24 protein-coding genes and 2 tRNA genes are annotated in these 25,444 nt (G+C 67.7%); 17 read left to right on the top strand and 9 right to left on the bottom strand.

Annotation, left to right across the window (positions count from 1 at the left end; all coding sequences use genetic code 11):
• Window positions 1-15 precede the first annotated feature (15 nt).
• Window positions 16-1,167 carry an amidohydrolase gene (locus tag ACLBV5_RS00435; protein ID WP_447604515.1) on the top strand — a complete coding sequence of 384 codons (1,152 nt, stop codon included), beginning with the start codon at window positions 16-18 and terminating at the stop codon, window positions 1,165-1,167.
• A 22-nt stretch (window positions 1,168-1,189) separates the two neighbouring features.
• Here the strand turns inward: ACLBV5_RS00435 and ACLBV5_RS00430 are convergent, their stop codons facing one another.
• Together ACLBV5_RS00430 and ACLBV5_RS00425 are read right to left on the bottom strand one after the other, a co-directional pair.
• Window positions 1,190-1,603: a metalloregulator ArsR/SmtB family transcription factor gene (locus tag ACLBV5_RS00430; RefSeq protein ID WP_447604514.1), complete on the bottom strand. Its 414-nt coding sequence runs from the start codon at window positions 1,601-1,603 to the stop codon at window positions 1,190-1,192.
• On the bottom strand, window positions 1,600-2,241 hold the full coding sequence (locus ACLBV5_RS00425; RefSeq protein WP_447604513.1) for a peroxiredoxin: 642 nt from the start codon (window positions 2,239-2,241) through the stop codon (window positions 1,600-1,602). Before ACLBV5_RS00425 ends, ACLBV5_RS00430 begins: the two co-directional genes overlap by 4 nt.
• Window positions 2,242-2,333: 92 nt before the next feature.
• On the opposite strand from ACLBV5_RS00425, the gene ACLBV5_RS00420 reads away from it, so the two are divergent.
• The 4 genes from ACLBV5_RS00420 to ACLBV5_RS00405 are packed head-to-tail and all read left to right on the top strand — an operon-like array spanning window position 2,334 to window position 5,829.
• Complete coding sequence (locus ACLBV5_RS00420) at window positions 2,334-3,302, top strand: MBL fold metallo-hydrolase (protein ID WP_447604512.1); 969 nt, start codon at window positions 2,334-2,336, stop codon at window positions 3,300-3,302.
• Window positions 3,303-3,337: 35 nt separating this feature from the next.
• Window positions 3,338-3,751, top strand: a complete 414-nt coding sequence (locus ACLBV5_RS00415) for a TIGR01244 family sulfur transferase (protein ID WP_278069190.1) — start codon at window positions 3,338-3,340, stop codon at window positions 3,749-3,751.
• 3 nt (window positions 3,752-3,754) lie between these two features.
• Window positions 3,755-5,035, top strand: a complete 1,281-nt coding sequence (locus tag ACLBV5_RS00410) for an NAD(P)/FAD-dependent oxidoreductase (protein ID WP_447604511.1) — start codon at window positions 3,755-3,757, stop codon at window positions 5,033-5,035.
• Window positions 5,035-5,829, top strand: coding sequence for a sulfite exporter TauE/SafE family protein (locus ACLBV5_RS00405; protein WP_447604510.1), 795 nt, complete (start codon window positions 5,035-5,037; stop codon window positions 5,827-5,829). Before ACLBV5_RS00410 ends, ACLBV5_RS00405 begins: the two co-directional genes overlap by 1 nt.
• Before the next feature lie 18 nt (window positions 5,830-5,847).
• Here ACLBV5_RS00405 and ACLBV5_RS00400 read toward each other — a convergent pair whose 3' ends face one another.
• On the bottom strand, window positions 5,848-7,080 hold the full coding sequence (locus ACLBV5_RS00400) for a benzoate/H(+) symporter BenE family transporter (RefSeq protein WP_447604509.1): 1,233 nt from the start codon (window positions 7,078-7,080) through the stop codon (window positions 5,848-5,850).
• Between the two features lie 134 nt (window positions 7,081-7,214).
• Window positions 7,215-8,462: a 5-aminolevulinate synthase gene (gene hemA / locus ACLBV5_RS00395; RefSeq protein WP_447604508.1), complete on the bottom strand. Its 1,248-nt coding sequence runs from the start codon at window positions 8,460-8,462 to the stop codon at window positions 7,215-7,217.
• Window positions 8,463-8,577: 115 nt separating this feature from the next.
• On the opposite strand from hemA, the gene pdxR (ACLBV5_RS00390) reads away from it, so the two are divergent.
• The 4 genes from pdxR (ACLBV5_RS00390) (at window position 8,578) to ACLBV5_RS00375 (ending at window position 13,309) form a co-directional block, all read left to right on the top strand.
• On the top strand, window positions 8,578-10,068 hold the full coding sequence (gene pdxR / locus ACLBV5_RS00390; protein ID WP_447604507.1) for a MocR-like pyridoxine biosynthesis transcription factor PdxR: 1,491 nt from the start codon (window positions 8,578-8,580) through the stop codon (window positions 10,066-10,068).
• A 116-nt stretch (window positions 10,069-10,184) separates the two neighbouring features.
• Window positions 10,185-11,321 carry an alanine racemase gene (gene alr / locus ACLBV5_RS00385; RefSeq protein ID WP_303704848.1) on the top strand — a complete coding sequence of 379 codons (1,137 nt, stop codon included), beginning with the start codon at window positions 10,185-10,187 and terminating at the stop codon, window positions 11,319-11,321.
• Window positions 11,318-12,079, top strand: coding sequence for a YggS family pyridoxal phosphate-dependent enzyme (locus ACLBV5_RS00380; RefSeq protein ID WP_447604506.1), 762 nt, complete (start codon window positions 11,318-11,320; stop codon window positions 12,077-12,079). The genes alr and ACLBV5_RS00380 overlap by 4 nt, the downstream gene beginning before the upstream one ends.
• 72 nt (window positions 12,080-12,151) lie before the next feature.
• Complete coding sequence (locus ACLBV5_RS00375; protein ID WP_447604505.1) at window positions 12,152-13,309, top strand: DegT/DnrJ/EryC1/StrS family aminotransferase; 1,158 nt, start codon at window positions 12,152-12,154, stop codon at window positions 13,307-13,309.
• Between the two features lie 6 nt (window positions 13,310-13,315).
• Here ACLBV5_RS00375 and pdxY read toward each other — a convergent pair whose 3' ends face one another.
• The 3 genes from pdxY to ACLBV5_RS00360 form a co-directional block, all read right to left on the bottom strand.
• The gene (gene pdxY, locus ACLBV5_RS00370) at window positions 13,316-14,116 is read right to left on the bottom strand and encodes a pyridoxal kinase (protein ID WP_447604504.1); all 801 of its coding nucleotides are present in this window, start codon (window positions 14,114-14,116) and stop codon (window positions 13,316-13,318) included.
• Between the two features lie 17 nt (window positions 14,117-14,133).
• On the bottom strand, window positions 14,134-15,402 hold the full coding sequence (gene glyA / locus ACLBV5_RS00365) for a serine hydroxymethyltransferase (protein ID WP_447604503.1): 1,269 nt from the start codon (window positions 15,400-15,402) through the stop codon (window positions 14,134-14,136).
• 98 nt (window positions 15,403-15,500) lie between these two features.
• On the bottom strand, window positions 15,501-15,740 hold the full coding sequence (locus ACLBV5_RS00360) for a thioredoxin (protein ID WP_278069200.1): 240 nt from the start codon (window positions 15,738-15,740) through the stop codon (window positions 15,501-15,503).
• 118 nt (window positions 15,741-15,858) lie between these two features.
• Here ACLBV5_RS00360 and pdxR (ACLBV5_RS00355) point away from each other — a divergent pair, with 118 nt between their 5' ends.
• The 3 genes from pdxR (ACLBV5_RS00355) (at window position 15,859) to ACLBV5_RS00345 (ending at window position 21,069) form a co-directional block, all read left to right on the top strand.
• Window positions 15,859-17,295: a MocR-like pyridoxine biosynthesis transcription factor PdxR gene (gene pdxR, locus ACLBV5_RS00355; protein ID WP_447604502.1), complete on the top strand. Its 1,437-nt coding sequence runs from the start codon at window positions 15,859-15,861 to the stop codon at window positions 17,293-17,295.
• 529 nt (window positions 17,296-17,824) lie between these two features.
• Complete coding sequence (locus ACLBV5_RS00350) at window positions 17,825-20,035, top strand: TonB-dependent hemoglobin/transferrin/lactoferrin family receptor (protein ID WP_447604501.1); 2,211 nt, start codon at window positions 17,825-17,827, stop codon at window positions 20,033-20,035.
• Between the two features lie 62 nt (window positions 20,036-20,097).
• A complete protein-coding gene (locus tag ACLBV5_RS00345; protein ID WP_447604500.1) occupies window positions 20,098-21,069 on the top strand; it encodes a DUF6607 family protein in 972 nt (323 codons plus the stop codon).
• A 223-nt stretch (window positions 21,070-21,292) separates the two neighbouring features.
• On the opposite strand, the gene ACLBV5_RS00340 is transcribed toward ACLBV5_RS00345, so the two are convergent.
• The gene (locus ACLBV5_RS00340; RefSeq protein ID WP_025977467.1) at window positions 21,293-21,538 is read right to left on the bottom strand and encodes a hypothetical protein; all 246 of its coding nucleotides are present in this window, start codon (window positions 21,536-21,538) and stop codon (window positions 21,293-21,295) included.
• A 1-nt stretch (window position 21,539) separates the two neighbouring features.
• Between ACLBV5_RS00340 and ACLBV5_RS00335 the strand changes: the two genes are divergently transcribed.
• The gene (locus ACLBV5_RS00335; protein WP_447604499.1) at window positions 21,540-21,839 is read left to right on the top strand and encodes a hypothetical protein; all 300 of its coding nucleotides are present in this window, start codon (window positions 21,540-21,542) and stop codon (window positions 21,837-21,839) included.
• 155 nt (window positions 21,840-21,994) lie between these two features.
• Here the strand turns inward: ACLBV5_RS00335 and ACLBV5_RS00330 are convergent.
• A tRNA-Gln gene (locus ACLBV5_RS00330) sits at window positions 21,995-22,068 on the bottom strand.
• 217 nt (window positions 22,069-22,285) lie between these two features.
• Here ACLBV5_RS00330 and ACLBV5_RS00325 point away from each other — a divergent pair.
• From ACLBV5_RS00325 to ACLBV5_RS00310, 4 genes are all read left to right on the top strand, one after another.
• Window positions 22,286-22,362, top strand: a tRNA-Pro gene (locus ACLBV5_RS00325).
• Between the two features lie 74 nt (window positions 22,363-22,436).
• On the top strand, window positions 22,437-22,985 hold the full coding sequence (locus ACLBV5_RS00320; RefSeq protein ID WP_447604497.1) for a DUF924 family protein: 549 nt from the start codon (window positions 22,437-22,439) through the stop codon (window positions 22,983-22,985).
• A gap of 68 nt (window positions 22,986-23,053) precedes the next feature.
• The gene (locus tag ACLBV5_RS00315; RefSeq protein WP_447604496.1) at window positions 23,054-24,358 is read left to right on the top strand and encodes a hypothetical protein; all 1,305 of its coding nucleotides are present in this window, start codon (window positions 23,054-23,056) and stop codon (window positions 24,356-24,358) included.
• A 102-nt stretch (window positions 24,359-24,460) separates the two neighbouring features.
• The gene (locus ACLBV5_RS00310; RefSeq protein ID WP_134581171.1) at window positions 24,461-25,405 is read left to right on the top strand and encodes a CsgG/HfaB family protein; all 945 of its coding nucleotides are present in this window, start codon (window positions 24,461-24,463) and stop codon (window positions 25,403-25,405) included.
• The last annotated feature ends 39 nt before the right edge of the window (window positions 25,406-25,444 follow it).

The raw sequence follows: 25,444 nt of genomic DNA, 5'->3' as shown, positions 1-25,444 counted from the left end.
GGATGCCTGAGACCTATGAAGCCCCTGCCCGCCCTCGCCGCCCTCGCCTCGGACATGACCGCCTGGCGTCGGGATTTCCACGCCCACCCCGAACTCTCGGGCGAGGAAAGCCGCACGGCGAAGATCGTCTTCGACGCCCTTAAGGACATGGGCCTGTCGCCTGAAGGCGGCATCGGCGGCGCGGGCGTCGTGGCGGTGGTTCAGGGACGCGAGCCCGGCCCCTCCATCGGCCTGCGCGCCGACATGGACGCCCTGCCGATGAACGACGACAGCGGCGCCGAGCACGCCTCGACCAAGCCCGGCGTCTCGCACGCCTGCGGCCACGACGGCCACACGGCGACCCTGCTGGGCGTCGCCCGTTACCTGAGCGCCAATCCGCCTGCGCGCGGCCGCGTGGTGCTGATCTTCCAGCCCGCCGAAGAGAACGGCCTGGGCGCCAAGGCCATGATCGACGACGGCCTGTTCGACCGCTATCCGTGCGACGAAATCTACGCCTATCACAACATGCCCCTGCTGCCGTTCGGCGAGGCGGCGGTGCGTCCGGGCGCGACCCTGAACGGCTACAAGATCTGGGAGATCGATATTCAGGGCGTCGGCGGCCACGGCGCCGCCCCGCACAAGACCAAGGACCCGCTGCAGGCGGCCGTCCGCGTCGCCGCGGAAATCTCATCCATCATCGGCCGTCACGTTGATCCGATGGAACCGGCCCTGTTCACCGTCACCAAGCTGCAGGCGGGCGCCTCGCACAACGTCGTGCCGCACGAAGCCAGCCTGGCCGGCACCCTGCGCGCCACCTCGCCCGAGGTGATCGAAACCATGTGGAGCCAGCTTCAGGCCATCTGCGACGGCGTCGCCCGCATGACCGGTTGCACCCTCACCGTGACGGAAATCGCCGGCGTGCCGCCCTGCATCAACGCCCCGGCTCAGGCCGCCATCGCCGCCGACGCCTGCGCCGCCGTGCTGGGCGCGGACAAGGTGCTGCGCGATCTGAAGCCTTATCCCTTCACCGACGACTTCGCCTATATGCTGCAGCACGCGCCGGGGGCCTATATGTTCTTCGGTCAGGGCGGGCCGATGGTCCACCAGACGGTCTATGACTTCAACGACGCCGTCCTGCCCGTCGCCTCGTCGATCTTCGCCCGCGTCGTCGAGGACCGGCTGAGCTGAGTTCAAATCAGCAAGAGGCGCATCAGGCGCGCGGAGGAAGGATTCGGGCGAACCGGGCCGCGTCGCCTGCGGGCCGTGTCGGCTCCGGCGCAGGCGCCTGATGCAGTCTTTCGGCCAGGGCCGCCGGGTCCTTGCAGAAGATCTCGAACAGCATGGCCATCACCCCTTCGGCCCGCTCGTCGGCGAGGGAGTAGTAGATGGAGCGGGATTCCCGCCTCGTCTTCACCAGACCCGACTGGCGCAGTTCGGCCAGCTGCTGCGACAGGCCCGGCTGACGCAGACCCAGCTCCTGTTCCAACTGGCCGACGGAACGCTCTTCCTGCGCGATATGGCACAGGATCAGCAGGCGGTTGGCGTTGGCCAGTTGCCGCAACAGTTCGGCCGCCTCGGGCGCGGCGGCCTTCAACCGGTCCAGATCGACGTCGCCGCGCGTCATTTCGGCCCCGGCCGATAATACCAGGCGTCATCGCCCGCCAGCACGTCGCCAAAGTCGGTCGGCGCCGCCTGAAGCAAAGGCGCGCCCGGCGTCCAGCCCTCGGGCGCGGAGGCCCCTTCCCGATCCGCCGTCTGCAGGGCCGTGATCAGCCGCAGCAACTCTTCGACCGAACGGCCGACGTTCATCGGATACCAGCTGATGGCCCGCACCACCCCGTTCGGGTCGATGACGAAGGTGGCGCGCACCGAGGCGCTGTCAGGCGCCGCCGGGTCGATCATGCCATAGGCCTGGGCGATGACCATGGACGGGTCCTCTATGATCGGGAACTCCACCGTCACGCCGAAGCGGTCGCGGATGTCCTTCAGCCATGCCAGGTGAGAATAGAGGCTGTCGACCGACAGGCCCAGCAGCTCGCAGCCGATCGCCGTGAAGTCCGCCCGACGCCGGGCCAGGGCGATGAACTCGCTGGTGCAGACCGGGGTGAAATCCGCCGGGTGCGAGAAGAAGGCCAGCCAACGCCCGCGATAGTCGCTCAGCCGGCGCTGGCCGCGCGTCGTGCGCGCGGCGAAATCCGGCGCCGCCTCATTGATCCGCAGCGGCCGCAGCAAAGGCGTGTCCGTCATCGAGTCGGTTTCCATGTCATAGGGCTACGCGCAGCGGAGGTCTGACGCGCCTTGAAAACATTTACTTGCATATAATATGTAAATATCTAATTGCTTGATACAGATCAATGCGGAGAGACGCCGTGACCGACGCCCCCATCGACCCCGCCCGCGACCATCCCCGTGATCACGCCAGGGAAGTGATCGAGGCCGCCCTGACGAACCCGGCCCAGCGCCCCGTGGTCAAATCCTTCTTCGACCCGGCCACCTTCACCGTGAGCCACGTGGTGCGCGACCCCGGCTCGAACGCCTGCGCCATCATCGACAGCGTGCTGGACTATGATCAGGCCGCGGGCCGCACCTCGACCGCCTCGGCCGACGCCCTGATCGCCTATGTCGAAGCCGAGGACCTTGAGGTTCAGTGGCTGCTGGAGACGCACGCCCACGCCGATCACCTGTCGGCCGCGCCCTATCTGCAGGAGCGCCTCGGCGGCCGTCTGGCCATCGGGCGCGACATCATCAAGGTGCAGGACGTCTTCGGCAAAGTCTTCAACGAGGGGACCGAGTTCCGCCGCGACGGCAGCCAGTTCGACCAGCTGTTCGACGACGGCGACCGCTTCGCCATCGGCGAGCTTCAGGCCACGGCGCTGCACGTTCCCGGCCACACCCCCGCCTGTCTGGCCTATGTGATCGGTGACGCCGTCTTCCCCGGCGACACCCTGTTCATGCCCGATTACGGCACGGCGCGCTGCGACTTCCCCGGCGGCGACGCACGGACGCTGTATCGCTCGATCAAGCGGCTGCTGTCCCTGCCCCCGGCGGCGCGCGTCTTCCTGTGCCACGACTACAAGGCCCCGCCCGCCCGCACCGAGTTCGCGTGGGAGACCACCATCTGCGCCCAGCGCGAGGGCAATATCCACGTCCGCGACGGCGTGACTGAGGATGAGTTCGTCCAGATGCGAACCGCCCGCGACGCCACCTTGTCCATGCCGCGCCTGATCCTGCCTTCGGTTCAGGTCAATATGAACGGCGGCCGGATGCCCGAGCCGGAAGACAACGGCGTCCGCTATCTGAAAGTGCCCATCAACGCGCTCTAACCCGAGCACCCCTTTCCTCAAGCCAGAGAAGCCTCATGGACATCCGCACCCTGGAAGACCGCCTGCACGTCTCGCCGCAGATCCTGCCTGAGGAGGTCCCGACGGCGGCCGCCCAGGGCTATCGCGCCATCATCTCCAACCGCCCCGACGCCGAAGAGCCGGGCCAGCCGACGACCGAGGACATCCGCGCCGCCGCCGAGGCCGCGGGCCTGCCCTTCGTCCACATCCCGGTGCGCGGCGGAGCCATGACGCCCGACGACGTGGCCCGCTTCAAGGCGGCGCTGGCCGAACTGCCCCAGCCCATCCTCGGCTACTGCCGCTCGGGCACCCGCACCACCTTCCTGTGGGCCCTGTCGCAGGCAGGCGAGCGCCCGGCCGAAGAGATCGTCGCCCTGGCCGCCGCCGCCGGTTACGACGTCTCGCCGCTCGGCCCGCGTCTGGAGGGCTGAGGCATGGCCCATCCGCAAGCTTCCGAGACCTGCGACGTCCTGATCGTCGGCGGGGGCGCCGCCGGGATCGCCACGGCGGCCAGCCTGCTGCGCCGCCGTCCCGGCCTTGACGTGGTGATCGTAGAACCGTCCGAGCGGCACTATTACCAGCCCGGCTGGACGCTGGTCGGCGCGGGCGTCTTCACGCCCGAGCGCACCATGCGCGAGACCTGCCGCCTGATCCCCACCGGCGCCCGCTGGATCAAGGACAGCGTCGTCGATTTCGCGCCTGAAGCCGATCAGGTGCGCCTGTCGGACGGCCGCCGCATCGGCTATCGCGCCCTGGTCGCCGCGCCGGGCATCAAGCTGGACTGGGACGCCATCCCCGGCCTGAGCCAGACGCTGGGCCGCAACGGCGTGACCTCCAACTACCGCTTCGATCTGGCGCCCTATACCTGGAAGCTGGTGCAGGAAATGAAGAGCGGCCGCGCCCTGTTCACCCAGCCGCCCATGCCGATCAAATGCGCGGGCGCCCCGCAGAAGGCCCTGTATCTGTCGGCCGACCACTGGCAGCGCACCGGCGCGCTCAAGAACGTGGACATCGAGTTCCACAACGCCGGGGCCGTGCTGTTCGGCGTCAAGGACTACGTTCCCGCCCTGATGAAATACATCGAGCGTTACGGCGTCGACCTGCGCTTCAACTCGCGCCTGACGGCCATCGACGGCGAGGCGCGCAAGGCGACCTTCGCCGTCACCGACGCCGATGGCGCCGTCAGCGAAGTCGTCCGCGACTTTGACATGATCCATGTCTGCCCGCCGCAGACGGCGCCCGACTTCATCCGCAACAGCCCGCTGGGGGCCGACAGCGGCTGGATCGACGTCGATCAGGCCACCTTGCACCACAACCGCCTCGACAACGTCTTCGGCCTGGGCGACGCCTGCTCAGCGCCCAACGCCAAGACGGCCGCCGCCGCCCGCAAACAAGCCCCGGTCGTGGCCGAGAACGTCATCTCCATGCTGGACGGCAAGGCGCTGAAGGCGGTCTACGACGGTTACGGCTCCTGCCCCCTGACGGTCGAGCGGGGCAAGATCGTGCTGGCCGAGTTCGGCTATGGCGGCAAGCTGCTGCCTAGCTTCCCGGCTTGGATGCTGGACGGCCGCCAGCCGACGCGCCGCGCCTGGCACCTGAAGGCGCAGGCCTTGCCGGAAATCTACTGGGTCGGGATGCTGAAGGGCCGCGAGTGGCTGTGCGCCCCCGACTGCGTCGAGCCGGGCGTCGCCCCCCGCGCCAAGAGCGCCGCCTGATGGGCGAGCCGCTCAGCCTGCTGCAATACGGACTGGGCGCCGGGGCGGGGTCGCTGGTTGGCTTCACCCTGGGCCTGGTGGGCGGGGGCGGCTCGATCCTGGCCGTACCGCTGATCGTCTATCTGGTGGGGGTGAAGGACCCCCACCTGGCCATCGGCACCAGCGCCTTCGCCGTGGCCGCCAACGCCTTCGCCAACCTGCTGAACCACGCCCGCCACGGGGCGGTGAAGTGGAAGATCGCCCTGCTGTTCGCGGCGGCGGGCGTGGTCGGGGCGGCGCTGGGCTCCAGCCTTGGCAAGACGGTGGACGGGCAAAAGCTGCTGGCCCTGTTCGCCGTGCTGATGCTGGTCGTCGGCGCCCTGATGCTGCGCGGCCGCTCGGCGGCGGGCGACCCGCAGGTGATCCTGACCGCGCGCAATGCGCCCAAGCTGATCGGCACGGGGACGGCGACGGGGATGCTGTCGGGCTTCTTCGGCATCGGCGGCGGCTTTCTGATCGTGCCCAGCCTGATGGGCTCGACCGGCATGCCCATCTATTACGCCGTCGGCTCGTCTCTGGTCGGCGTCACCGCCTTCGGCCTGACCACCGCCTTCAACTATGCGCTGGCGGGATGGGTGGACTGGCCGCTGGCGGCGGTCTTCATCGGCGGCGGCGTTCTGGGCGGGTTGGTGGGCGCGCGGCTGGCCAAGACGATGTCCAGCCGCAAGGGCCTGCTGAACACCGTCTTCGCGGGACTGATCTTCGTCGTGGCCCTCTACATGCTCTATCAGAGCGCGCAGGCCTTGATGGCGTGAACACGGGGGCGTCCTGCCTTATGGCGTGACGCCCTCGCCCGCGACGTCCTTCGCAGCGCGACGCGGGACGCGGCCGGTGAAGATCCAGTGCGCCGCCAGCCCGATCACCAGCCCCCAGAAGGCGCCGCCGATCCCCAGCAGGGTGATGTTCGCTGCCGCCGCCAGGAAGGTGATCAGGGCCGCCTCCCGCGACGTGGTGTCGGCCATAGCGCCCGCCAGGCTGCCCCCGATCGTGCCCAGCAGCGCCAGCCCCGCCAGGGTGGTGATGAAGGCCGCCGGGAAGGCCATGAAAACCGCCGCCAACGTCACCCCGAACACGCCGACCAGGTTGTAGAAGACCCCTGCGGCGACGCCCGCGATCCATCGCTTTGCGGGGTCTTCGTGCGCCTCTGGCCCCGTGGCGATGGCGGCGGTGATGGCGGCGATGTTGAAAGCGTGCGACCCGAACGGCGCCAACAGCAGCGAGCCCAGGCCCGTCACGGCGACGATGGGATTGGCGCTGGTCTTGAACCCGTCGTTCCTCAGCACCAACATGCCGGGCATGTACTGGCCCGACAGGGTGATCAGGAAGAGCGGCAAGGCCACGCTCAGCAGGGCGTTGAGCGAAAACGTCGGCATGACGAAGACTGGAGCGGCGAACTCCAGCTTCAGGCCCGACACGTCCACCCGCCCCTGCCAGATCAGGATCGCAACCCCCAACAGCAGGATGCCGACGACCGCATAGCGCGCCGAGAACCGCTTGAAGCCGACATAGGCCAGGATCAGCAGGCCGACCAGCAGGGGATCGACGCTGGCCCCGGCGAAGGCCCCCACGCCGAACTGCAACAATATGCCCGCCAGCAGGCCCGAGGCGATGCCCGGCGGGATCAGTCTGACCACCTTGTCGAAGCCGCCTGATACGCCGAGCAGGACGAAGGCGGCCGCCGAAACCATATAGGCGCCGATCGCATCGGCATAAGCCGTGGTCGCCAGGGCCGTGACCAGAAAGGCCGCTGCCGGCGTCGACCACGCCGTGATGATCGGCTCGCGATAGCGCCAACTCAGATACAGGCCGGTCAGGCCCACGCCGATGGAGACCGACCACACCCATGAGGCCGTCATCTCAGGGCTGAGCCCAGCGATCTTGGCCGCCTGGAAAACCAGGATGAAGGTGCCGCCATAGTTGACCAGAACGGAGATCAGGCCGGCGACGACGGGATGGAGCAGATCACTAAGGCGAAACGGCGAGGCGATGGTCGGGGAGGACGACATCTGGCTTGAAAGTCTCCGAGGAAGGGGTCGCGGACGGCGGCGATAAGCGGGGCGAAGTCGGCGCGTCGCCGGCCGCTGGATAAAGACGCGCCACACCACCGCTTCTGGCGTGCGGGGTCTGGGCGCGGGCCGCGTCAGACGGTCTCTAGCTGGCGCATCGCCATCGCTGAGAAGCGTCGCCACTCGGCGTTATCGCGCCAGATTTCGACCAGCGCCTCCAGCAGTTGCTCTTCGTCCTCGTCGGCATGAAGAGGCGTGGGCGTGACCCTGAGGCGCTCGGTTCCGCGCGCAACGGTCGGGAAGTTGATCGGCTGAATATAGACGCCGAAATCCTCCATCAGCCGGTCCGTCACGCGCCTCGCCGTAGCCGCGTCCCCGATCATCACCGGCAGGATGTGGCTGGGGCTGGGCAGGACCGGTAAGCCCATCCTGACCATGGCTTCGCGGATGGACTTGGCCCGCGCCGCCAGAACTCGCCGGGGTCCGCCGTCAGCTTTCAGATGCTTCAGCGCAGCGCGAACTCCTGCCACAACCGAGGGCGGCAGGGCGGTGCTGAAGATGAAGCCCGGCGCGTGACTGCGCACGAAATCGACCGCCGCCGCATCGCCCGCCACGTAGCCGCCCATCGCGCCGAATCCCTTGCTGAGCGTGCCCTGGATCATATTGATCCGGTGCGACTGGCCATCGCGCTCAGCCACGCCGGCGCCGCGCGCGCCGTACAGGCCCACGGCGTGGACCTCGTCCAGATAGGTGAAGGCGCCGTGTTTTTCGGCCACGTCGCAGATGGCAGCGATGGGGGCGAAGTCGCCGTCCATCGAATAGCAGCTCTCGAAACAGACCAGCTTGGGCCGGTAGCTGCAGACGCCGCTCATCAGCCGGTCCAGGTCGCGCCAGTCGTTGTGGGCGAAGATGTGCTTCTCCACGCCCGAGCGGCGCATGCCCTCGATCATGGAGGCGTGGTTCAGGGCGTCGGAAAAGATCACCGCGCCCGGCAGGCGCGAGGCCAGCGTCGACAGGGCCGCGTCATTGGCCGCATAGCCCGAGGTGAACAGCAGCGCCGCCTCCTTGCCGTGCAGATCGGCCAGATCGCGTTCCAGCAGGACGTGCTCGTGACTGGTGCCCGAGATGTTGCGGGTGCCGCCCGCGCCCGCGCCATAAGTGCGGATCGCATTTTGCGCCGCCTCGACCACCTCGGGATGGACGCCCATCGACAGATAGTCGTTCGAGCACCAGATGGTGATGGTCCGCCCGCGCCGATGATCCCAGGCGTAGGGCGCGCCTTTCGACAGCCGCTCCAGATCGGCGAAGACGCGATACCGGCCCTCCTGCTTCAGGTCGTCCAGATCGCGGCTGAAGAAGTCGGCGAAGTCGAAAGCGCCCATGACATCACATCCCATCACAGGACGGGCGGCGACATTGCCATCCCGCCGGGGGCGTGACACCTAGCGCTGCATTGGCCGGGCCATTCCGGCCACTTTGGAAAGAAGCCCCAGACCATTGCTGAAGCGCGCCCAGCTGGACTCCGTCAAGGCCTTCATGGACCACCCGGCCCAGTCCGGCCTGCCCCTGCACGCCCGCATCCAGCGCGCCGTGCGCCAGTTGATCATCGAGCGGTCGCTGACGGCGGGGCGGCCCTTGCCCTCGTCGCGCACTCTGGCCCGGTCGCTGGGCGTGTCGCGCGACACGGTCGAGACGGCCTATGCCCAGCTTCACGCCGAGGGTTTCATCGAGCGGCGCGTCGGCAGCGGCAGCTTCGTCTGCGAACTGACCGAACTGGGCCTGAAGCGCGGGGTGCTGCGCCCGGCGGGTCGCCGTCCCGCCCTGCAACCCGCAACGGCGCCGACCCTGAGCAGGCGCGGACAGGCGATGGCCGACAGCGGCCGTTTGCGCGACCCCTACGCCCCTCTGGCCTTCTCGCCCGGCGTACCGGAGACGCGGCTGTTTCCCTTCGCCCAGTGGGACCGGCTGCACCGCCTGACCCTGCGCGAGGAAGGCGCCGCCGCCCTGCATCACGGCGATCCGCAGGGGCATCCGCGCCTTCGCCGCGCGATCGCCGAATACGCCAATCTCGAGCGCGGGGCGCGCGCCGACCCCGACCAGATCCTGGTCCTGACCAGTTCGCAGCAGGCCCTGTCCCTGTGCGCGCGGGTGCTGGCCGACCCCGGCGACGGCGTCTTCATCGAAGACCCGGCCTATCAGGGCGCCGCCAGGGCGATGGACGCGGCGGGGCTGGAACGCCTGCCCGTGGCGGTCGATGCGCAGGGTCTGCGCACCGACGACCTGCTGGCCCGGCGTGAGGACGGGCGGGCGGTGTTCGTCACCCCCTCGCACCAGTTTCCGACCGGGCGCACGCTGTCGCTGGACCGGCGTCTGGCCCTGATCCAGTGGGCGGCGGATCATGACGCCTGGATTCTGGAAGACGATTACGACAGCGAGTTTCACTACGCCGGGCGGCCGACCGCCTGTGTGCAGGGTTTGGACCCGCATGACCGGACCCTGTATCTGGGCACCTTCACCAAGTCGCTGTTTCCGGGGCTGAGGCTGGCCTATCTGATCCTGCCGCGCCCGCTGGTCGAGCCGATGGTCGCGGCCCGCAGCCTGATGGACGGCTTCACCGCCTCGGTGTCTCAGTTGACGCTGGCGCGCTTCATCGAGGACGGCCGGTTCGGCGCCTATGTCCGCACCATGCGCGGCGTCTATGAGGAACGGCTGGATGCGCTGGAGGCGGCGGTGACGGCGCGTCTGTCCCACGTCGTCACGCCCGACCGGCCCGCCGGAGGATTGCAGATGCCCTGCTTCCTGAAGGACGGCTTAGACGAGGCCGAAACGGTGCGCGCGGCGCGGCGCGTCGGCGTCCACCTGACCGGCCTGACGCCCCTGCACGACGCGGGCGCGGGCCGCCCCGGCTGGCTGATGGGCTTCGCCGCCTCGACCCCGGCCGAGATCGACGCCGCCGTCGAACGGCTGGCGAAAATCTTCCCCGCGTGATCGACGCTTACAAAGCGGTCTGACGATCTGCGCCGACGTGGCGGGGAATGGCCGGGGCGGCGCTGGCTAGGGTGCAGAGGTCGGCGGTGAGCCGACGCCGTGAAAGCTTCCGTCCCTTGCCTGCCCTCGCCCTCTTCCCGACCGACCAGCCGGCCCGCCGATCCGACCATGGCGGCGGCCGTATTCGCGTGTCCCTAGGCGCCGTCGCCGCCAACTATCGCGCCATGCGGGACAGGATCGCGCCCGCCGCCTGCGCCGCCGTGGTCAAGGCCGACGCCTATGGTCTAGGCGCGGCCCGCATCGCGCCCGCCCTCTATGACGCCGGATGCCGCGCCTTCTTCGTCGCCCATCTGTTCGAGGCGGTGAATCTGCGCCGCGTCCTGCCCGCCGACGCCGAGCTGTTCGTGCTGAACGGTCTGGCGCCGGGCGCCGAATACGCCGCCCTCGCCGCCGGAGCGATCCCGGTGCTGAACAGCCGCGAACAGATGGAGGACTGGGCGCGTCTGGGCCGGGCCGTCGGGCGGCCGCTGGCGGCGGCGATCCAGTTCGACACCGGCATGTCGCGACTGGGTCTGCCGCCCGAGGACGCTGCATGGGCCTTTGACCCGGACGGCCCGATCCGCTGGATCGAACCGCGCCTGATCCTCAGCCATCTGGCCGTCGCCGATACGCCCGGCCATGCGGGCAATGCGCGCCAGCGTCAGGCCTTCGAGCGCATACTGGCCCACGCGCGGCCGGGCGTTTCGCGTTCGCTGGCCAACTCGGCCGGGTGCTGGCTGGGCGAAGACTATCACTATGACGTGTGCCGTGTCGGGGCCGCCCTGTTCGGACTGGACGCCTCGCCCTCGGCCAAGGCCATGCAGCCGGTGGTCGAGGTGACGGGCCGCGTCATCCAGACCCGCGCCGTGCCTGCGGGCGCGGGTGTCGGCTACGGCTGGGCCGTCACGGCGGCGAAGGGAATGCGTCTGGCCACCATCGGCGTGGGCTATGCTGACGGCTGGCCGCGTCAGTTGTCGGCCACCGGCGGCGCAGCATTCGAGGGGCGGTTGCTGCCCTTCGTCGGGCGCATCTCGATGGACAGTCTGGTCGTGGACATCAGCGACCTGCCGCCCGATGCGTTGAAAGCGGGCGATCAGCTCGAACTTCTGGGCCCCAATCGCACGCCGGAACAACTGGCTCGGGACGGCGCGACCATCGACTATGAAGTCATCGCGCGGCTGGGCCGCCGCCTGTGTCGGGAGTATGTTTCGTGACCCTTTCGCCTGAAAACCTCGAACGCTTCGGTGCTGACCCGCGCGAGCGGTTCGCCGCCAATCTGGCGCTGGTCCATCGCCGCATCGCCGCCGCCTGCGAACAGGTCGGACGGCCGATCGACAGCGTGCGTCTGTTGCCGATCGCCAAGACGGTTCCGGCCGAGATCCTGCGTCTGGCCTGGGCCGCGGGCGTCACCGACTTCGGCGAGAACAAGCTACAGGAGGCCCGCGACAAGGCCGAGGCCATGGCCGACCTGTCGATGCGCTGGCACGTCGTCGGCCACCTGCAATCGAACAAGGTCAAATACCTGACCCGTCTGGCCGACGAGTTTCATGCGCTGGACAGTCTCAAGCTGGCCGAGGTGCTGAACAAGCGGCTGGAGACCGACGGCCGCGACATGAAGGTCTATGTCCAGGTCAACACCTCGGGCGAGGAAAGCAAGTTCGGTCTGCACCCCGATGATGCCCTGGACTTCATCGAACGGCTGGAAGCCTTTCCCCGGCTGAAGCCGCAGGGGCTGATGACGCTGGCGGTGTTCAGCGAGGACCCGGACAGGGTGCGGCCCTGCTTCACCCTGTTGCGGTCCCTGCGCGACAGGGCCGAGCGCATCGATGCGCGCATCACCGGCCTGTCGATGGGCATGACCGGCGACTACGAACTGGCCGTGCGCGAAGGCGCGACCGTGGTCCGCGTCGGCCAGGCCATTTTCGGCCCGCGCCCGACGCCGAACGGGCACTACTGGCCAGGTCTGGCCTGAGCTGACTTGCCCTGAGCCGACTGGGCCTGAGCCGACTGGGCCTGACTTTCCTCCACTCCCCGGAGTAACCGCGTGACCATTCCCTTCATCGATCTTCTCAGCCAGCGCCGCCGCATCGGCGCGACCATCGACGCCGCCCTGCTGGAGGTCGCCGCCAGCGGCCAGTACATCATGGGTCCGGCGGTCGGCGCCTTCGAACACGCCCTGTGCGACTTCGGACAGGCGCCGCACGCCCTGTCCTGCTCCAACGGGAGGGATGCGCTGGTGCTGCTGATGATGGCGTGGGACGTGGGGCCGGGAGACGCCGTCTTCTGCCCCGCCTTCACCTTTGCGGCTACGGCCGAGGTGGTGGCGCTGGCGGGCGCCACGCCGGTCTTCGTCGACATCCGTCCCGACACCTGGACGATCGACCCCGACCACCTGCGCGCCGCCGTCGAGGCGGTCGAGCGCGAGGGCGTGCTGAAACCCCGCGCCGTCATCGCCGTGGACCTGTTCGGGCAGCCCGCAGACTATCCCGCCCTGTCGGCAATCGCGCAGCAATACGACATTAAGCTGATCGCGGATTCGGCGCAGGGGTTCGGCTGCACCCTGAACGGCCAGCACCCCATCCACTGGGCCGACGCCACGACGTTGAGCTTCTTTCCGGCCAAGCCGCTGGGCGCCTATGGCGACGGCGGGGCCGTGCTGATGAAGGAGGCGGCCCTGATGGATCACCTAGTCTCCTTACGCGTCCACGGTCAGGCGACGGCGGCGGATGCAGCGGCGCAGGGCTTCGCCCACGACCCGAAATACCTGAACCCGCGTCTGGGTATGAACGGACGGCTGGACACGCTGCAGGCCGCCGTCCTGCTGGAGAAGCTGAAGATCTTCCCGGACGAGATCGAGCGCCGCAACCGCATCGCCGAACGCTATGTGCAGGGGCTGGCCGGTCATGTGGCGGCGACGCCGATGATCATTCCCGGCGGCCGCTCGGTCTGGGCCCAGTTCACCGTCGAGCATGACGACCGCGACGCCCTGGCCGCCCATCTGAAGACTGAAGGCGTGCCGACCGCCGTCTATTATCCGATCCCCCTGCATCGCCAGCCCGCCTATCGCCAGCACCCAGTCGGCCCCGGCGGTCTGGCCGTGACCGAGGCCAAGGCCGAGCGCGTCATCAGCCTGCCGATGAGCGCCTATCTGGACGAGGCCGTGCAGGACCGGGTGATCGCCGCCGTCGCCGGCTTCAGCTGAGGGCTTTTAGCTCTCGGTCAGGCGCATCTCGAAGGCGCCCGCCGCCTGGGTCCGCAGCAGAACGGTCTGGACCCCGGCGGTGGCGCGGGCGGCGGCCTCGGCCAGCCCCTCGCCGCGCATCAGCCAGCCGGTCAGATAGGCGGTGAACAGGTCGCCCGTGCCGCTGGGCCGGATCGGGATGCGGGGGATGGAGGTGCGATGGGCGACGCCGCCCTCGACGGCCACCGTCTCGACCTCGCCTGGCGCGGTGTCGGTCAGGACGCAGCCGGTCACCACTGTCCGCCCCGTGCCGCGCGCGCTCAGGATGCGCGTCGCCTCGATCACCCCCGCGACCGTATCAGGCCGTTCGCCGACCAGTCGGCCCAGTTCGAACTGGTTGGGGGTGATGATGTCGGCCATCGGCGTCAGCGCGTCGCGGAACTGTTCGATCAGGCCCTCGGCGACGAAGACGCCCAGATCATCGTCGCCGATCACCGGGTCGCAGATGTGCAGCAGGGCCGGATTCTCCGCCTTCCAGCGCCGCAGGAAGCCCGCCGTCGCCGCCGCATTGGCGGCTGAGCCCATATAGCCCGTGACCACCGCCCCGGCCGTCATCGGCAGGTCGCGCTCCTCGACCCCCAGCAGCAGGTCGGCGACCAGCTCCGTCTCCAGAATCCGGCCGCGCATGGTGGGATAGTGCGGGTGATTGGACAGCAGGGTGGTCGGCACCCCCGCCACCTCCAGCCCCATGGCCTGCATCGGCTGGACCGCCGCGCTGTTGCCGACATGGCCGTAGACGACCTGGCTCTGAATCGAGATGACCCGCACGCGCCTTCAGAACCTCCTTAGGCGGGCGTCAGCGCCGGTCCGGCGATCGGCCAGGCCCGCGTCAGTTCTCTTGCCTGCGCCTTCACCGCCGCGCTGTCGAGATCGCCGTCTCGCAGGCCTTTGAGGATGGTCAGGATCATGCCGCCGACCGTGCGGAACGCCTCGGCGTCGAACCCGCGCGAGGTCGAGGACGGCGAACCCAGCCGCAGCCCCGACGTCACCATGGGCGAGGCCGTGTCATAGGGGACCGAGTTCTTGTTGGCGATCAGGCCGTGATCCTCCAGCGCCTCGACCGCCGCCTTGCCGGTCAGGCCGAAGGGGCGCAGGTCGACCAGCACCAGATGGCAGTCCGTTCCGCCCGACACGAGGCGCAGGCCTCCGTCCGCCAGCGTCTGGCCCAGCACGCGGGCGTTCTCGATCACCGCCCTGGAGTATTCAACGAAATCGGGCTGAAGCGCCTCGTGGAAGGCCGCCGCCTTGCCGGCGATGACGTGCATCAGCGGCCCCCCTTGCGTGCCGGGGAAGACCGCCTTGTCGATGCGCCGCGCCAGCTCTGGATCATTGCACAGGATCAGACCGCCGCGCGGGCCGCGCAGGGTCTTGTGCGTGGTCGAGGTGGTGACATGAGCGTGCGGCGTCGGATTGGGATAGAGGCTCGCCGCGATCAGCCCGGCGTAGTGGGCCACATCGGCCACCAGCCAGGCGCCGACCCTGTCCGCGATCTGGCGCATCCGGGCGAAGTCGATGCGGCGCGGATAGGCCGAGCCGCCTGCATAGATCAGGCGCGGCCGATCCTGAAGGACGCGCCGTTCCATGTCGTCATAGTCGATCAGGTCGTCGTCCTCGTGCACCCGATAGGCGCTGACCTCGAACCACTGGCCCGACAGGCTGACCGGCGAGCCGTGCGTCAGGTGACCGCCGCAGGCCAGGTCCAGCCCCATGATGCGGTCGCCCGGCTTGATCAGGGCGAACAGCACGGCCAGATTGGCGTTGACGCCCGAGTGCGGCTGGACGTTGGCGTAGGCCGTGTCGAACAGGGTGCAGGCGCGTTCGATCGCAAGCTTCTCGGCGATGTCGACCGCCTCGCACCCGCCGTAGTAGCGGCGGCCCGGATAACCCTCAGCGTATTTGTTGGTCAGGACCGAGCCCTGCGCCTGACGCACGGCGGCGCTGACGATGTTCTCGGACGCGATTAATTCGATGCTGTCCTGCTGGCGCTGGCGCTCCTGCATCAGGGCTTGGGCCAGTTGCGGGTCCAGAGCCCGCGTCGCAAGGTCGGAAGTCATGCCGTCTCCGTCTGACAAAAAGAGGCGGGCGGCTTGACGAGAGGGAGGCCGCCCGCCCAGCGGCCGCGCTTCGGGGGAAGGAAGCGTAGCCGAACAGATCACCCGCGCAGGGCCGAGAGATCCGCGCCGTGATTGATGTGGTACACGGCGCCGTCGATGACGAAGGCGGGCACCGACTTGACGCCGGCGGCCTCGGCCTCCGCCAGGCGCTCGGACGTCTCTCCAAGATGCACCACTTCAACGGCGTAGGCGGCCGGGTCCAGGGCGCCCACGAAGCCCCTCTCGGCATCAAGGCAGACGGTGCATCCTGCGTGATAGAAGACAGCTTTCCCGGACATGACGCTTTCTCGTGTTTCTGGTCCCGCAGCGGTGTTGCTGAATGGGAGAGCGGCTGGGATAACCGGCGAAACGGCCCCGTGATAAGTGCCGCTATTTCGAAACTTGATAGGCCGGATTATGGCGCGCAGCACCGTCGTCATTGAACTGATAGAAGACGCCTCCAGGCCCATCTTCATCAACCTTGCGGAATCGATCATCCGCGAGATTGAACGTGGCCGGCTCAAGCCTGGAGATCGCCTCCCGGGGACGAGGGCTCTCGCTGGGACGCTCGGCGTGCACCGGAATACGGTCGACGCCGCCTATCAGGAGCTGGTGCTTCAGGCCTGGCTGGTTTCCGAGGCGTCCCGCGGCACATTTGTCGCAAGGGACCTGCCGGACCTGGGCGCCCGAAGCTGGGCAGGGCATGCCAAAGCCCGGGCGGCACCGATCGAAGCGCGAACCGCTCTGCCTCCCCTGAAATTCTCCGACGGCGCGCCTGACGCCCGGCTGATGCCTGGCGCAGAACTGGCGCGCGCCTTCCGCCGCGCCGTGTCCGCCTCAGGGCTGAGAATGCTGACGGGATATGGCGATCCTCGCGGCGCAGCGCCCCTGCGATCCGCCCTCGCCCGCTATCTGTCTTCGGAACGCGGCCTGATTGTCGGCGCCGACGACATCCTGGTCACGCGTGGGAGTCAGATGGCGCTCTTCCTCGTGGCGGGCGCCGCTCTCAGGCCAGGTGAAGCGGTCGCCGTCGAAGACCCGGGCTATCCCATGGCCTGGAAGTCATTTCGCGCCGCGGGCGCCCGCGTCGTGGGCGCTCCTGTGGACGGCCTGGGCCTGGATATCGACCGCCTGGAGAGCCTGCTCGACCAGGACCCGGGGATCCGCGCGATCTATCTGACGCCGCATCACCAGTATCCCACCACCGTGACTCTTGGCGCAGGGCGCCGCCTGCGGCTCTTCGACATTGCGCGCCGGCGCCGACTGACGCTGATCGAAGACGACTATGACCACGAATACCGTTTCGAAGGCCGGCCGGTTCTGCCCATGGCGGCGCGCGCGCAGGCTGAAGACCGGATAATACACATCGGTTCGGTGTCAAAGCTGCTCGCTCCTGCCTTGAGGATCGGCTACGCCACGGGAACCTTCGCCTTGTTGGAGAGAATGAAAGATCTTCGCGAAGCGATTGATCGGCAAGGCGATGTTCTCCTGGAAACCGCTCTCGCCAAGCTGATCGACGAAGGCGATCTCGGCCGTCACGCCCGCAAGGCGAGAAAGGTCTACGAACAGCGCCGCGACCATCTGGCGGATGAACTCACTGCACGGCTCGGCGACGCCGTCGCCTTCGATCGTCCCGCAGGGGGACTGGCTCTCTGGGTGAAAGTTCATCCGTCGATCAACGCCTCGGCCTGGGCCGCCGCCGCGGAGGGCTCGGGTCTCTTGCTGACACATGGCGGCCAGCTTCGCCTGAAAGAGGGTGGCCAAATGAACGCCTTCCGGCTCGGCTTCGCCAGCCTCGACGATGCCGAACTCAGGCGCGCCGTCAAACTTCTGGAGACCTCCAGGCCCGTCTAGCGATCCAGTGGCCTTCAGAACCGGAGGATCGCGACCATCCGGCTTCATGCCCCCGTCGTGAGCTGATGTCTCGAGGGTTGACTGGTTCATGTCCTGACGAACCTTCGTCAGAAAACCCGCGCAACGTCGGCGACCTGACGAGATCGACAGAACCGTCCAAGGCCGGGCGTCGACCCAACGATCACCCAAGCCGGTTCAACAACTCGATACACGCCTTTCACAGCCGCCGAGCCTCGACACGTCGAGCCCGCCGAACTCGGCCTTCCATTTGGAAGTCCGAGACTGAGTGATGCCGAATCAAGTGTTAGGCAGGAAAACGGGCAACTTCCGGTTCCTTTAAAATCAATGACTTCGTCGGCGGGATTGTTGTTTCGGTGCAAAGGTAGCGCTGTCCGGTCGACATGAGCGAATGCGGAACACGCTGCCACATGCCACCGCCTAAGAGTGCTTAGCCAAATAGAAATAGTGCTATTGATTCTGATAATCGTTCGCATTAAAGGCGAGGCCTCTTTCAAACGGGGTGCCGCCTATGCGTTCGCTATTGATGATTTCCGCCGGGGCCGCGGCTCTTGGGGCCGCCTTGCCGGCCAGCGCGGAGGACGGGTTTGAGATCGACCTGAATCAACCGGTGCGGGTGGCTCCGGTCACCGTCGTCGGCACTCGCACCGAACGACGCGTTGACGAAGTGCCCGCCAGCGTCAGCGTCATCACCGCAAAAGACATCGAGACCAACCTCGTCACGGACATCAAGGACCTGATCCGGTTCGAGCCGGGCGTTAGCGTTCCGGCCAGTCCGGCCCGCTTCTCGGCAGCCCTGTCGGGCGCCGGGCGGGACGGCAATTCGGGTTTCACCATCCGCGGCATGGGCGGCAACCGCGTCCTGATCGTCCAGGACGGCGTGAGGGTGCCGGACGGCTTCGCCTTCGGCGCCCAGGCGGTCGGACGCGGCGGCTATAATGACTTGGATCTGGTCAAGTCGGTCGAGATCCTGCGCGGTCCGGCTTCCGCTCTGTATGGCTCAGACGGCATCGCGGGAGCGGTCAGCTTCACCTCCAAGGATCCTTCCGACTTCATCGAAGCGGGCCGCAGCTTCGGCGTGCGTGCGCGTGTCGGCTACAGTTCGGCTGATGAGGGCTGGACCGAGGGGCTGGCCTTCGCCGGACGCAGCGGCGCCCTTTCGGGCCTGCTGGCCTACACCCGCCGCGACGCTCAAGAGACCGAGAACAGGGCTGAGACCGGCGGCGTCGGCGCGGCCCGAACCCAGCCCAATCCCCAGGACTTCGCCTCCAACGCCGTGTTGGCCAAGCTGGTCTGGGATGTGAATGACCATCACACCTTGCGCCTGACCTACGATCACTTCGATCAGGACATGGATGGCGAGGCATTGAGCAGTTATTCGGCCACGGTCGTCGGCTTGACGGCTCATGACGAGACCCAGCGCGATCGCGTCAGCCTCGACTGGCGTTTCGACGACGTCCTAGGTCTGGATTCCGGCTCTGTGGCCGCGTTCTGGCAGGATTCGACCACGCGCCAGTTCACCTATGAGGACCGCACGCCAGCGGTCGACCGCACCCGCGACGTGACCTTCGACAACGCTGTCTGGGGTTTGGCGGCGCAGGGCTCCAGAAGCTTCGGAGGGGAGAGCGTCCGCCACCGGGTCACCTTCGGCGCCGACTGGTCGCGCACCACCCAGGAAGGCATCCGCGATGGCACGGTCCCGCCCATGGGCGAGCCTTTCCCCGCCCGGCCTTTCCCCAAGACCGAGTTCGACCTGGCGGGCCTGTTCATCCAGGACGAGATCGATCTGCTGGGCGGCCGCCTCAGCATCATCCCGGCCCTGCGCTACGACTGGTATGAGCTGACGCCGCAGGCCGACGCCCTGTTCCCGGCCCCGGCCGAGGGGCAGAGCGACAGCCATCTGTCGCCCAAGATCGGCGCCATCTACTGGGCCGACGATCATTTCGGCGTCTTCGCCAACTACGCCCAGGGCTTCAAGGCGCCCTCGCCGATGCAGGTGAACAACTTCTTCGCCAACCCGGTGTTCGGCTATGAGTCCATTCCGAACCCGGACCTGAAGCCCGAAACCAGCGAGAGCATCGAGAGCGGCTTCCGCTTCCGCAATCTGGAGGCCTTCGGCGGCGCCCTTTCGCTGCAGGCCACGGCCTTCCGCACGGAATACGACGACTTCATCAATCAGGTCGTGGTGAGCGGGACCGGCGTGCCGGGCGTCGATCCGCTGATCTATCAGTACGTCAACCTGACCAAGGTCGAGATCTGGGGCCTGGAAGCGCGCGGCGATATTCACTGGGACAACGGCTTCTCGGCCATCGTCGCCGCCTCCTTCGCCGATGGCGAGCAGGAGACGGACGGCCAGCGCGGCGCCCTGACCAGCGTGGATCCGATCAAGCTGGTCGGCGGGCTGAATTACGCCGCTCCGTCGGGCGTCTGGGGCGGAAGCGCCATGGTCACCTGGTCCGACAGGAAGTCGAACCACGAATGCGGCGGCGGCCTGTGCTGGCCGGGCGAGCGCTTCACCCTGCTGGACGTCACCGCCTTTTGGAACGTGACCGAACGGGCCACTTTGCGCGCCGGCGCCTTCAACGTCTTTGACGAGAAATACGCCTGGTGGAGCGACGTGCGCGGTCTGAACAGCCCGGCCGTCGGCGCCCGACCGGCGACGCTGGACGCCTTCACCCAGCCCGGCCGCAACTTCGGCGTGTCTCTGAGCGTGCGCCTGTGAGCTCGACCATGCCCCGGAAGCGTCAGTTGAAACCCCGTCCTTCGCAAACCAATGGAGCCCCCATGCGCGCAATCTTGATCGCGGCCGCCCTTCTGACCGGCGCCCCGGCTGTCCAGGCGTTGCCCGCCTCGCCGGCGACAGGCCAGACCCAGCCGCCCGCCAGCGCCTTTGAACAGGACCGTCAGGCCATCCTGGCCCAGGTCGGCGATTATCGCGTGCGTTTCGACATGCGCGAGACGGTTGGCCTGCAGGCGGACTATCAGCCGCTCGAGCCCAAGCGGTCCGGCGGCACCGAGATCGTGCGTATCGTCTACGACACCGGCGATCGCATCAGCCTTCAGCACATCCTGGTCATGTATCACCAGGGCCAGACCATACTGGTCAAACACTGGCGTCAGGACTGGGCCTATCAGCCCGAGACCGTGCTGACCTACGCCGGACCGAACCAGTGGACCCTGACTCCTGTGTCGGCCGAAGAGCGTCGCGGCGCCTGGTCCCAGACTGTCTGGCAAACGGACGATTCGCCTCGCTATGGCGGCGTCGGACGTTGGAGCTATGACAATGGCATGACCGTGTGGACGTCCGGCCCGACCTGGCGGCCGCTGGCCCGTCGCGACGCGGTGCGCAACCCGGTCTATGACCGTTATCTTGGGACCAATCGCCACGTTATCCGTCCGGGCGGCTGGGTCCACATTCAAGACAACGTCAAAATGACTGGACGTAACGGCGGTGTTCCTCAGGGCGTGGTTCAGGAAGACGTGGTCAACACCTACGACGCCTCGACGGCCTTCGAGCCCAAGCCCGGCGACGACTATTGGGCCGCGACCAAGGACTATTGGGCCGAGGTCCGCGCCGCATGGGATGCCGTGATCGCACGCGACGGAGGCGTCCATGTTCAGGAGGTCGCTGAAACCGGCGCCGTCACCAGCGCCCCTCTGATGGATCTGGCGGACCAGATCAATGCAGGGACATTGACTACCCAAGCTGCTGTAGAGCGCGGACGCGCCCTGATCGCCGACGCAACCCGGCGTTAAGCACCTCTTCCGCCTATCGTGCCGGTCCGGGTGAAGCAGCGTCTGATTTGGGTCGCCTAGCTCTGCAGCGCATAAATCAAGTCCGCCCCGGACACGAGCGGGGGCCCAAGATCGGGCGGGGGGGGCCATGACCCGACGGCCCCCCCTGCTTTCCCAGCCCTTATAGGCAATCGCGGATTCACCAGTCTGATTGTGATTAACTAGGCTGATTTCGGCATGAAACCTACGGACCGAAATCGCCCCCAAGCGAGTCCCCAGCCGGTTCTTGAGCCGGTGACAGCATTCTAAGAAACTCCTCGGCCAGACGCGACGGCTTGACGCTGCTGGACACCACGAAGGCGTGTTCATGCAGAATGTCTGGATTGAACCGACCCAGCACGGTTTGATCCCGCACATAGGCCTGCGCCAGTCGTTCGTTGACGATAGCCACGCCGACGCCGCGCGCAGCCAGGGCGCAAGACGAGGCCACCGTGTGGGTTTCAACGCATGTCAGGGCCGTGCTGGATGATCTGGATCGCGGCGAATGCCCGACCGTCCTGCAGACGTCGGATGGTCTGCCCTGGACGCCGCCCGGCAACGGCCTGGATAGCGGCGTGAGGCGCGCCCGCCTTGAGGCGGATGAGGCGACGAAACGGTCTGGCAGGTCCAGCGCCGGCCTTGAGGGTCTGCGCTTCCACGATCTGCGCGGCACGGCCGCCACCAACTCGTCCGTGCAGGCCTGCCGCTGGATGATGTCGCCACGATCCTGGGCTGAGAGTTCAACCGCGTGAAGGAGATCGCGCGGCGTTATGTAACGGGAGAGGCCATCGGCCTGAGCACGATCGCGCGGCTCCAGGAGACCCGGAACAGAAGATCAACTGTAAAACCCGATGTAAAACCTGAGCCCCGAAGGGGGCGCGTGATGCGCTCTACCCTTATCGGACGGTGGCTGGGGAACTAGGACTCGAACCTAGAATGACGGTACCAAAAACCGTAGTGTTACCATTACACCATTCCCCAGCGGTCCGGTGTTCCCGCCGGCGCAGTGCGTCCCGGCGAGGAGCGGTCAGATACGCCAAGGTTTCGGGGGATGCAACACCTGAAAAGGAGAGAATTTTCCTCGGCCCAAGAGTTTTTTCCGGAGGCTCATTTACCCGCTTGCGAGGGCCGGTCGGCATGGCTATAAGCCCCCTCCTCGACGCAAGCGGCGGCCACGGCTCGTCTGATTGCGTAAAGTCGGAGTGTGGCTCAGTCTGGTAGAGCACCGCGTTCGGGACGCGGGGGTCGCAGGTTCGAATCCTGCCACTCCGACCATTTCTTTCTCTAATTGCGAAGTCAGAGCCGTCGCAAGGTCGCGCCCGCTGGCGCGCTGCTGCTAGGCTGGCGGCATGACCCAAGTTCTGACCCCTGCCGAAGTCGTCGCCTTCTGGACCGAGGCCGGCCCCGAAAAATGGTTCGCCAAGGACGCCGCCTTCGACCGCGCCTTCACCGAGTTGGGCCGCGACAGCCACTTCGCCGCCGCCGCGCGCCAGCTGGATCATTGGCTGGAGACGCCCGACGCCGCCCTGGCCCTGATCATCCTGCTGGACCAGTTGCCGCGAAACGCCTTTCGCGACACCGCCCACATGTTCGCCACCGACCCCCTCGCCGTCGCCTTCGCCAAGAAAGCGATTGAGCGCGGACATGATCGCCAGGTCGCGGCGGAACTGCGCCCCTTCATGCTGATGCCTCTGATGCACTCCGAGTCGTTGGAGGATCAGGACCACCTTCTGGCTCTGCTGGATGAAGCGACCGAAGCGCAGACGTACAAGTTCGCCGTGATTCATCGGGACATCATCGCCCGTTTCGGCCGCTTCCCGCACAGGAACGCCTGTCTGGGCCGCGTGACATCCGCAGAGGAGGCGGCCTTCCTCAGCGCAGGCTGCTTTTCCGGCTAGACGTCGATTGCTTTGCAGCAACGGCAAAGCTAAGGGCGGGCCGGTTTTTCACAATCGGCCTGTTCATCATGTATCGTTTCGCGCTCGCCCTGACGGCAACCTCGGCCCTGTTCGCCGTCTCGGCGTCCCCGGCTGAAGCGCAGATTTTCAACCGCCGATCCAACGCGGAAGCGGCTCAGGTCGTGAACGAAGCGCCGCGCTGCACCCAGAATCTGGGAACCGTGGCGATCGCCGAAACCCAGGGCGTCCTGTTCGAGCAGATGGGGCTGGGCGAGCCGACGGAACTGCTGCGCACCGTGATTCGCGATTCCGGCTGCTTCACCCTGATCGAGCGCGGCCCCGGGATGGATCTGGTCGAGCGCGAGCGCAGCCTGGGCGGCGCCGCGCGCGTCCGCACGGCCGACTTCGTCCTGGTCGCCGAACTGGCGAACCCCATCGAATCGACCGACAGCGACCGCAGGTCGGGTCTACTTGGCTCGCTGGCGGCGGTCGGCGGGCGCGCCCTGCTCACGGCCGGCCTGGCCGCAGCCACGGGCGGCGATCTGGGCGGAGGTCTCGGTGGTCTGGGCGGTCTAGGCGCCGAGGCCGGGCTTAATCCCTTGCAGATGCAGGCCATGAATGCGGCCATGAACATGGCCGGCAACGCCCTCGGCGGCCAGAAGGGCGCTCAGGCCGCCCCGGCCCAGGCGCTGAACGCCAATACGGTTGAGCGGATTCGCGACCTGAAAAAGGACATCGGTCGCGGCAAGGAAGACGCCCAGATCGTCTTTTCGCTGGCCAGCGTGCCTCTGGCTGAAACCGTCGGCACTACGCGCGCCGTGGCCAACAAGGACGAGTTGCGCCGCCTTCGCATCCGCGACAACCATTTCGGCGGCCGCGTCGGCGCCGGCTATGAAAGCCAGGATGAGGGGAAGGTGATCGCCCTGGCCCTGGTGCGCGGTTACGCCGATCTCGTGACCAGCCTTGGCGGCACGGGCGCGCAGACGCCGGAGGTCACGCTCGCCAACCGTGAGGCTGTGCGCGCCGCCGCCGCCGAGCGCGAGGCCGAAGCCGCTCGCAAGGCCGAGGCGGAACGCCGCGAGCAGGAGCGTCTCGATCGCGCGCGCGAAGAAGAACGACGCCGCCTGCGCGAAGAAATCCGGCGGGAAGACGAACTCCGTCGCCGCACCGACGCAGCGCAGAGCCTGGCCAGCCGTCAACTGGCCCTGCCGACGGTGCTGCGCAAGGCTCCAGACGGCGAGGCCATTCGACCCCTGGCGGCGGGGGCGGCGGTGTTTCCGACTGGAAAGTCTGATGACCAATGGGTCGAGGTTCTGGACGCTGACGACAACATCGGTTGGCTGCCGCAGGACCGATTGGTCGACGCTCAATAAACAAGGTTCCCTTAGCTTCACCGTATTGCTACGGCGTTCGCGCCCGCCGCGTGTCGGCGCCAAGGGCCGTGAAGCTTGATAGCGAAACCAGGAGATCACGTTTTGAAGACCTATCTTATCGCCCCGGCCCTCGCCGTCTCGATCGCCGCCTTGGCCCTGCCGAGCGCATCCCTGGCCCAGGCGCGCAGCGGCGCGCAGCGCGCCCAGGACGCGCAAATGGCGCAGATCCCGCGCTGCCGGGCCAGCCTCGGCTCCATCACCATCACTGACGGCCAGTCCGACTATTGGCGCGAGCTGCAGCTGTCGCCGCCGCAGAGCCTGCTGCGCGTCGTGATCCAGCGTTCGGGCTGCTTCACCCTGGTCGATCGCGGCGCCGGCATGAGCGTCGCCCAGCGCGAACGCGAGATGGCCGCAGGCGGCGACCTGCAGCGCGGCTCCAACGTCGGCGGCGGCCAGGTGCGCGCGGCCGACTATGTGCTGGTCGGCGAAATCGCCAGCCAGAACGCCAACAGCGGCGGGAACGCCCTGGCCGGTCTGGCCGGCGCGGCGCTGGGCGGGCGCGCCGGCGCCCTCGTCGGCGGCCTGCGCACGCGCAGCATGGAAGCCAACACCGTCCTGTCGCTGACCAACGTCCGCACCTCGGAAACCGAGCTGGTGACCGAAGGTTACGCCTCCAAGCGCGACCTGAGCTGGGGCGTCGGCGCCGCAGGCTTCGGCGCAGGCGCCCTGGGCGGCGGCAGCTATGAAAACACCGAGATCGGCCGCATCGTGGCCCAGTCCTTCATCCAGGCCTACACCGACATGGTGACCCAGATGGGCGGCCTGGAAGGCGGCTCGGCGGCCCAGTCCGCCCCGATCCAGAGCTATACGGTCCAGACGGCGTCGACGCTGCGCTCGGCCCCGAACGGCGGCTCGGTCGTGCGCGCCCTGCCCGCCGGCCTGCGCCTCTATCCGACCGGCCAGCGGGACGGCGCCTGGTGGGAGGTCATGGACGACAACGACAACGTCGGCTGGGTCCAGAACGAACGCCTCGCGCCCGGCAAGTAACGGCCGAACGCCTGAAGCCAAGAGCGCCCGCTGATCCGT

This window comes from Brevundimonas sp. M1A4_2e (assembly GCF_053345555.1).
Note: the sequence above shows the minus strand (reverse complement) of the source record. Positions and strands in the feature narration are given on the sequence as shown.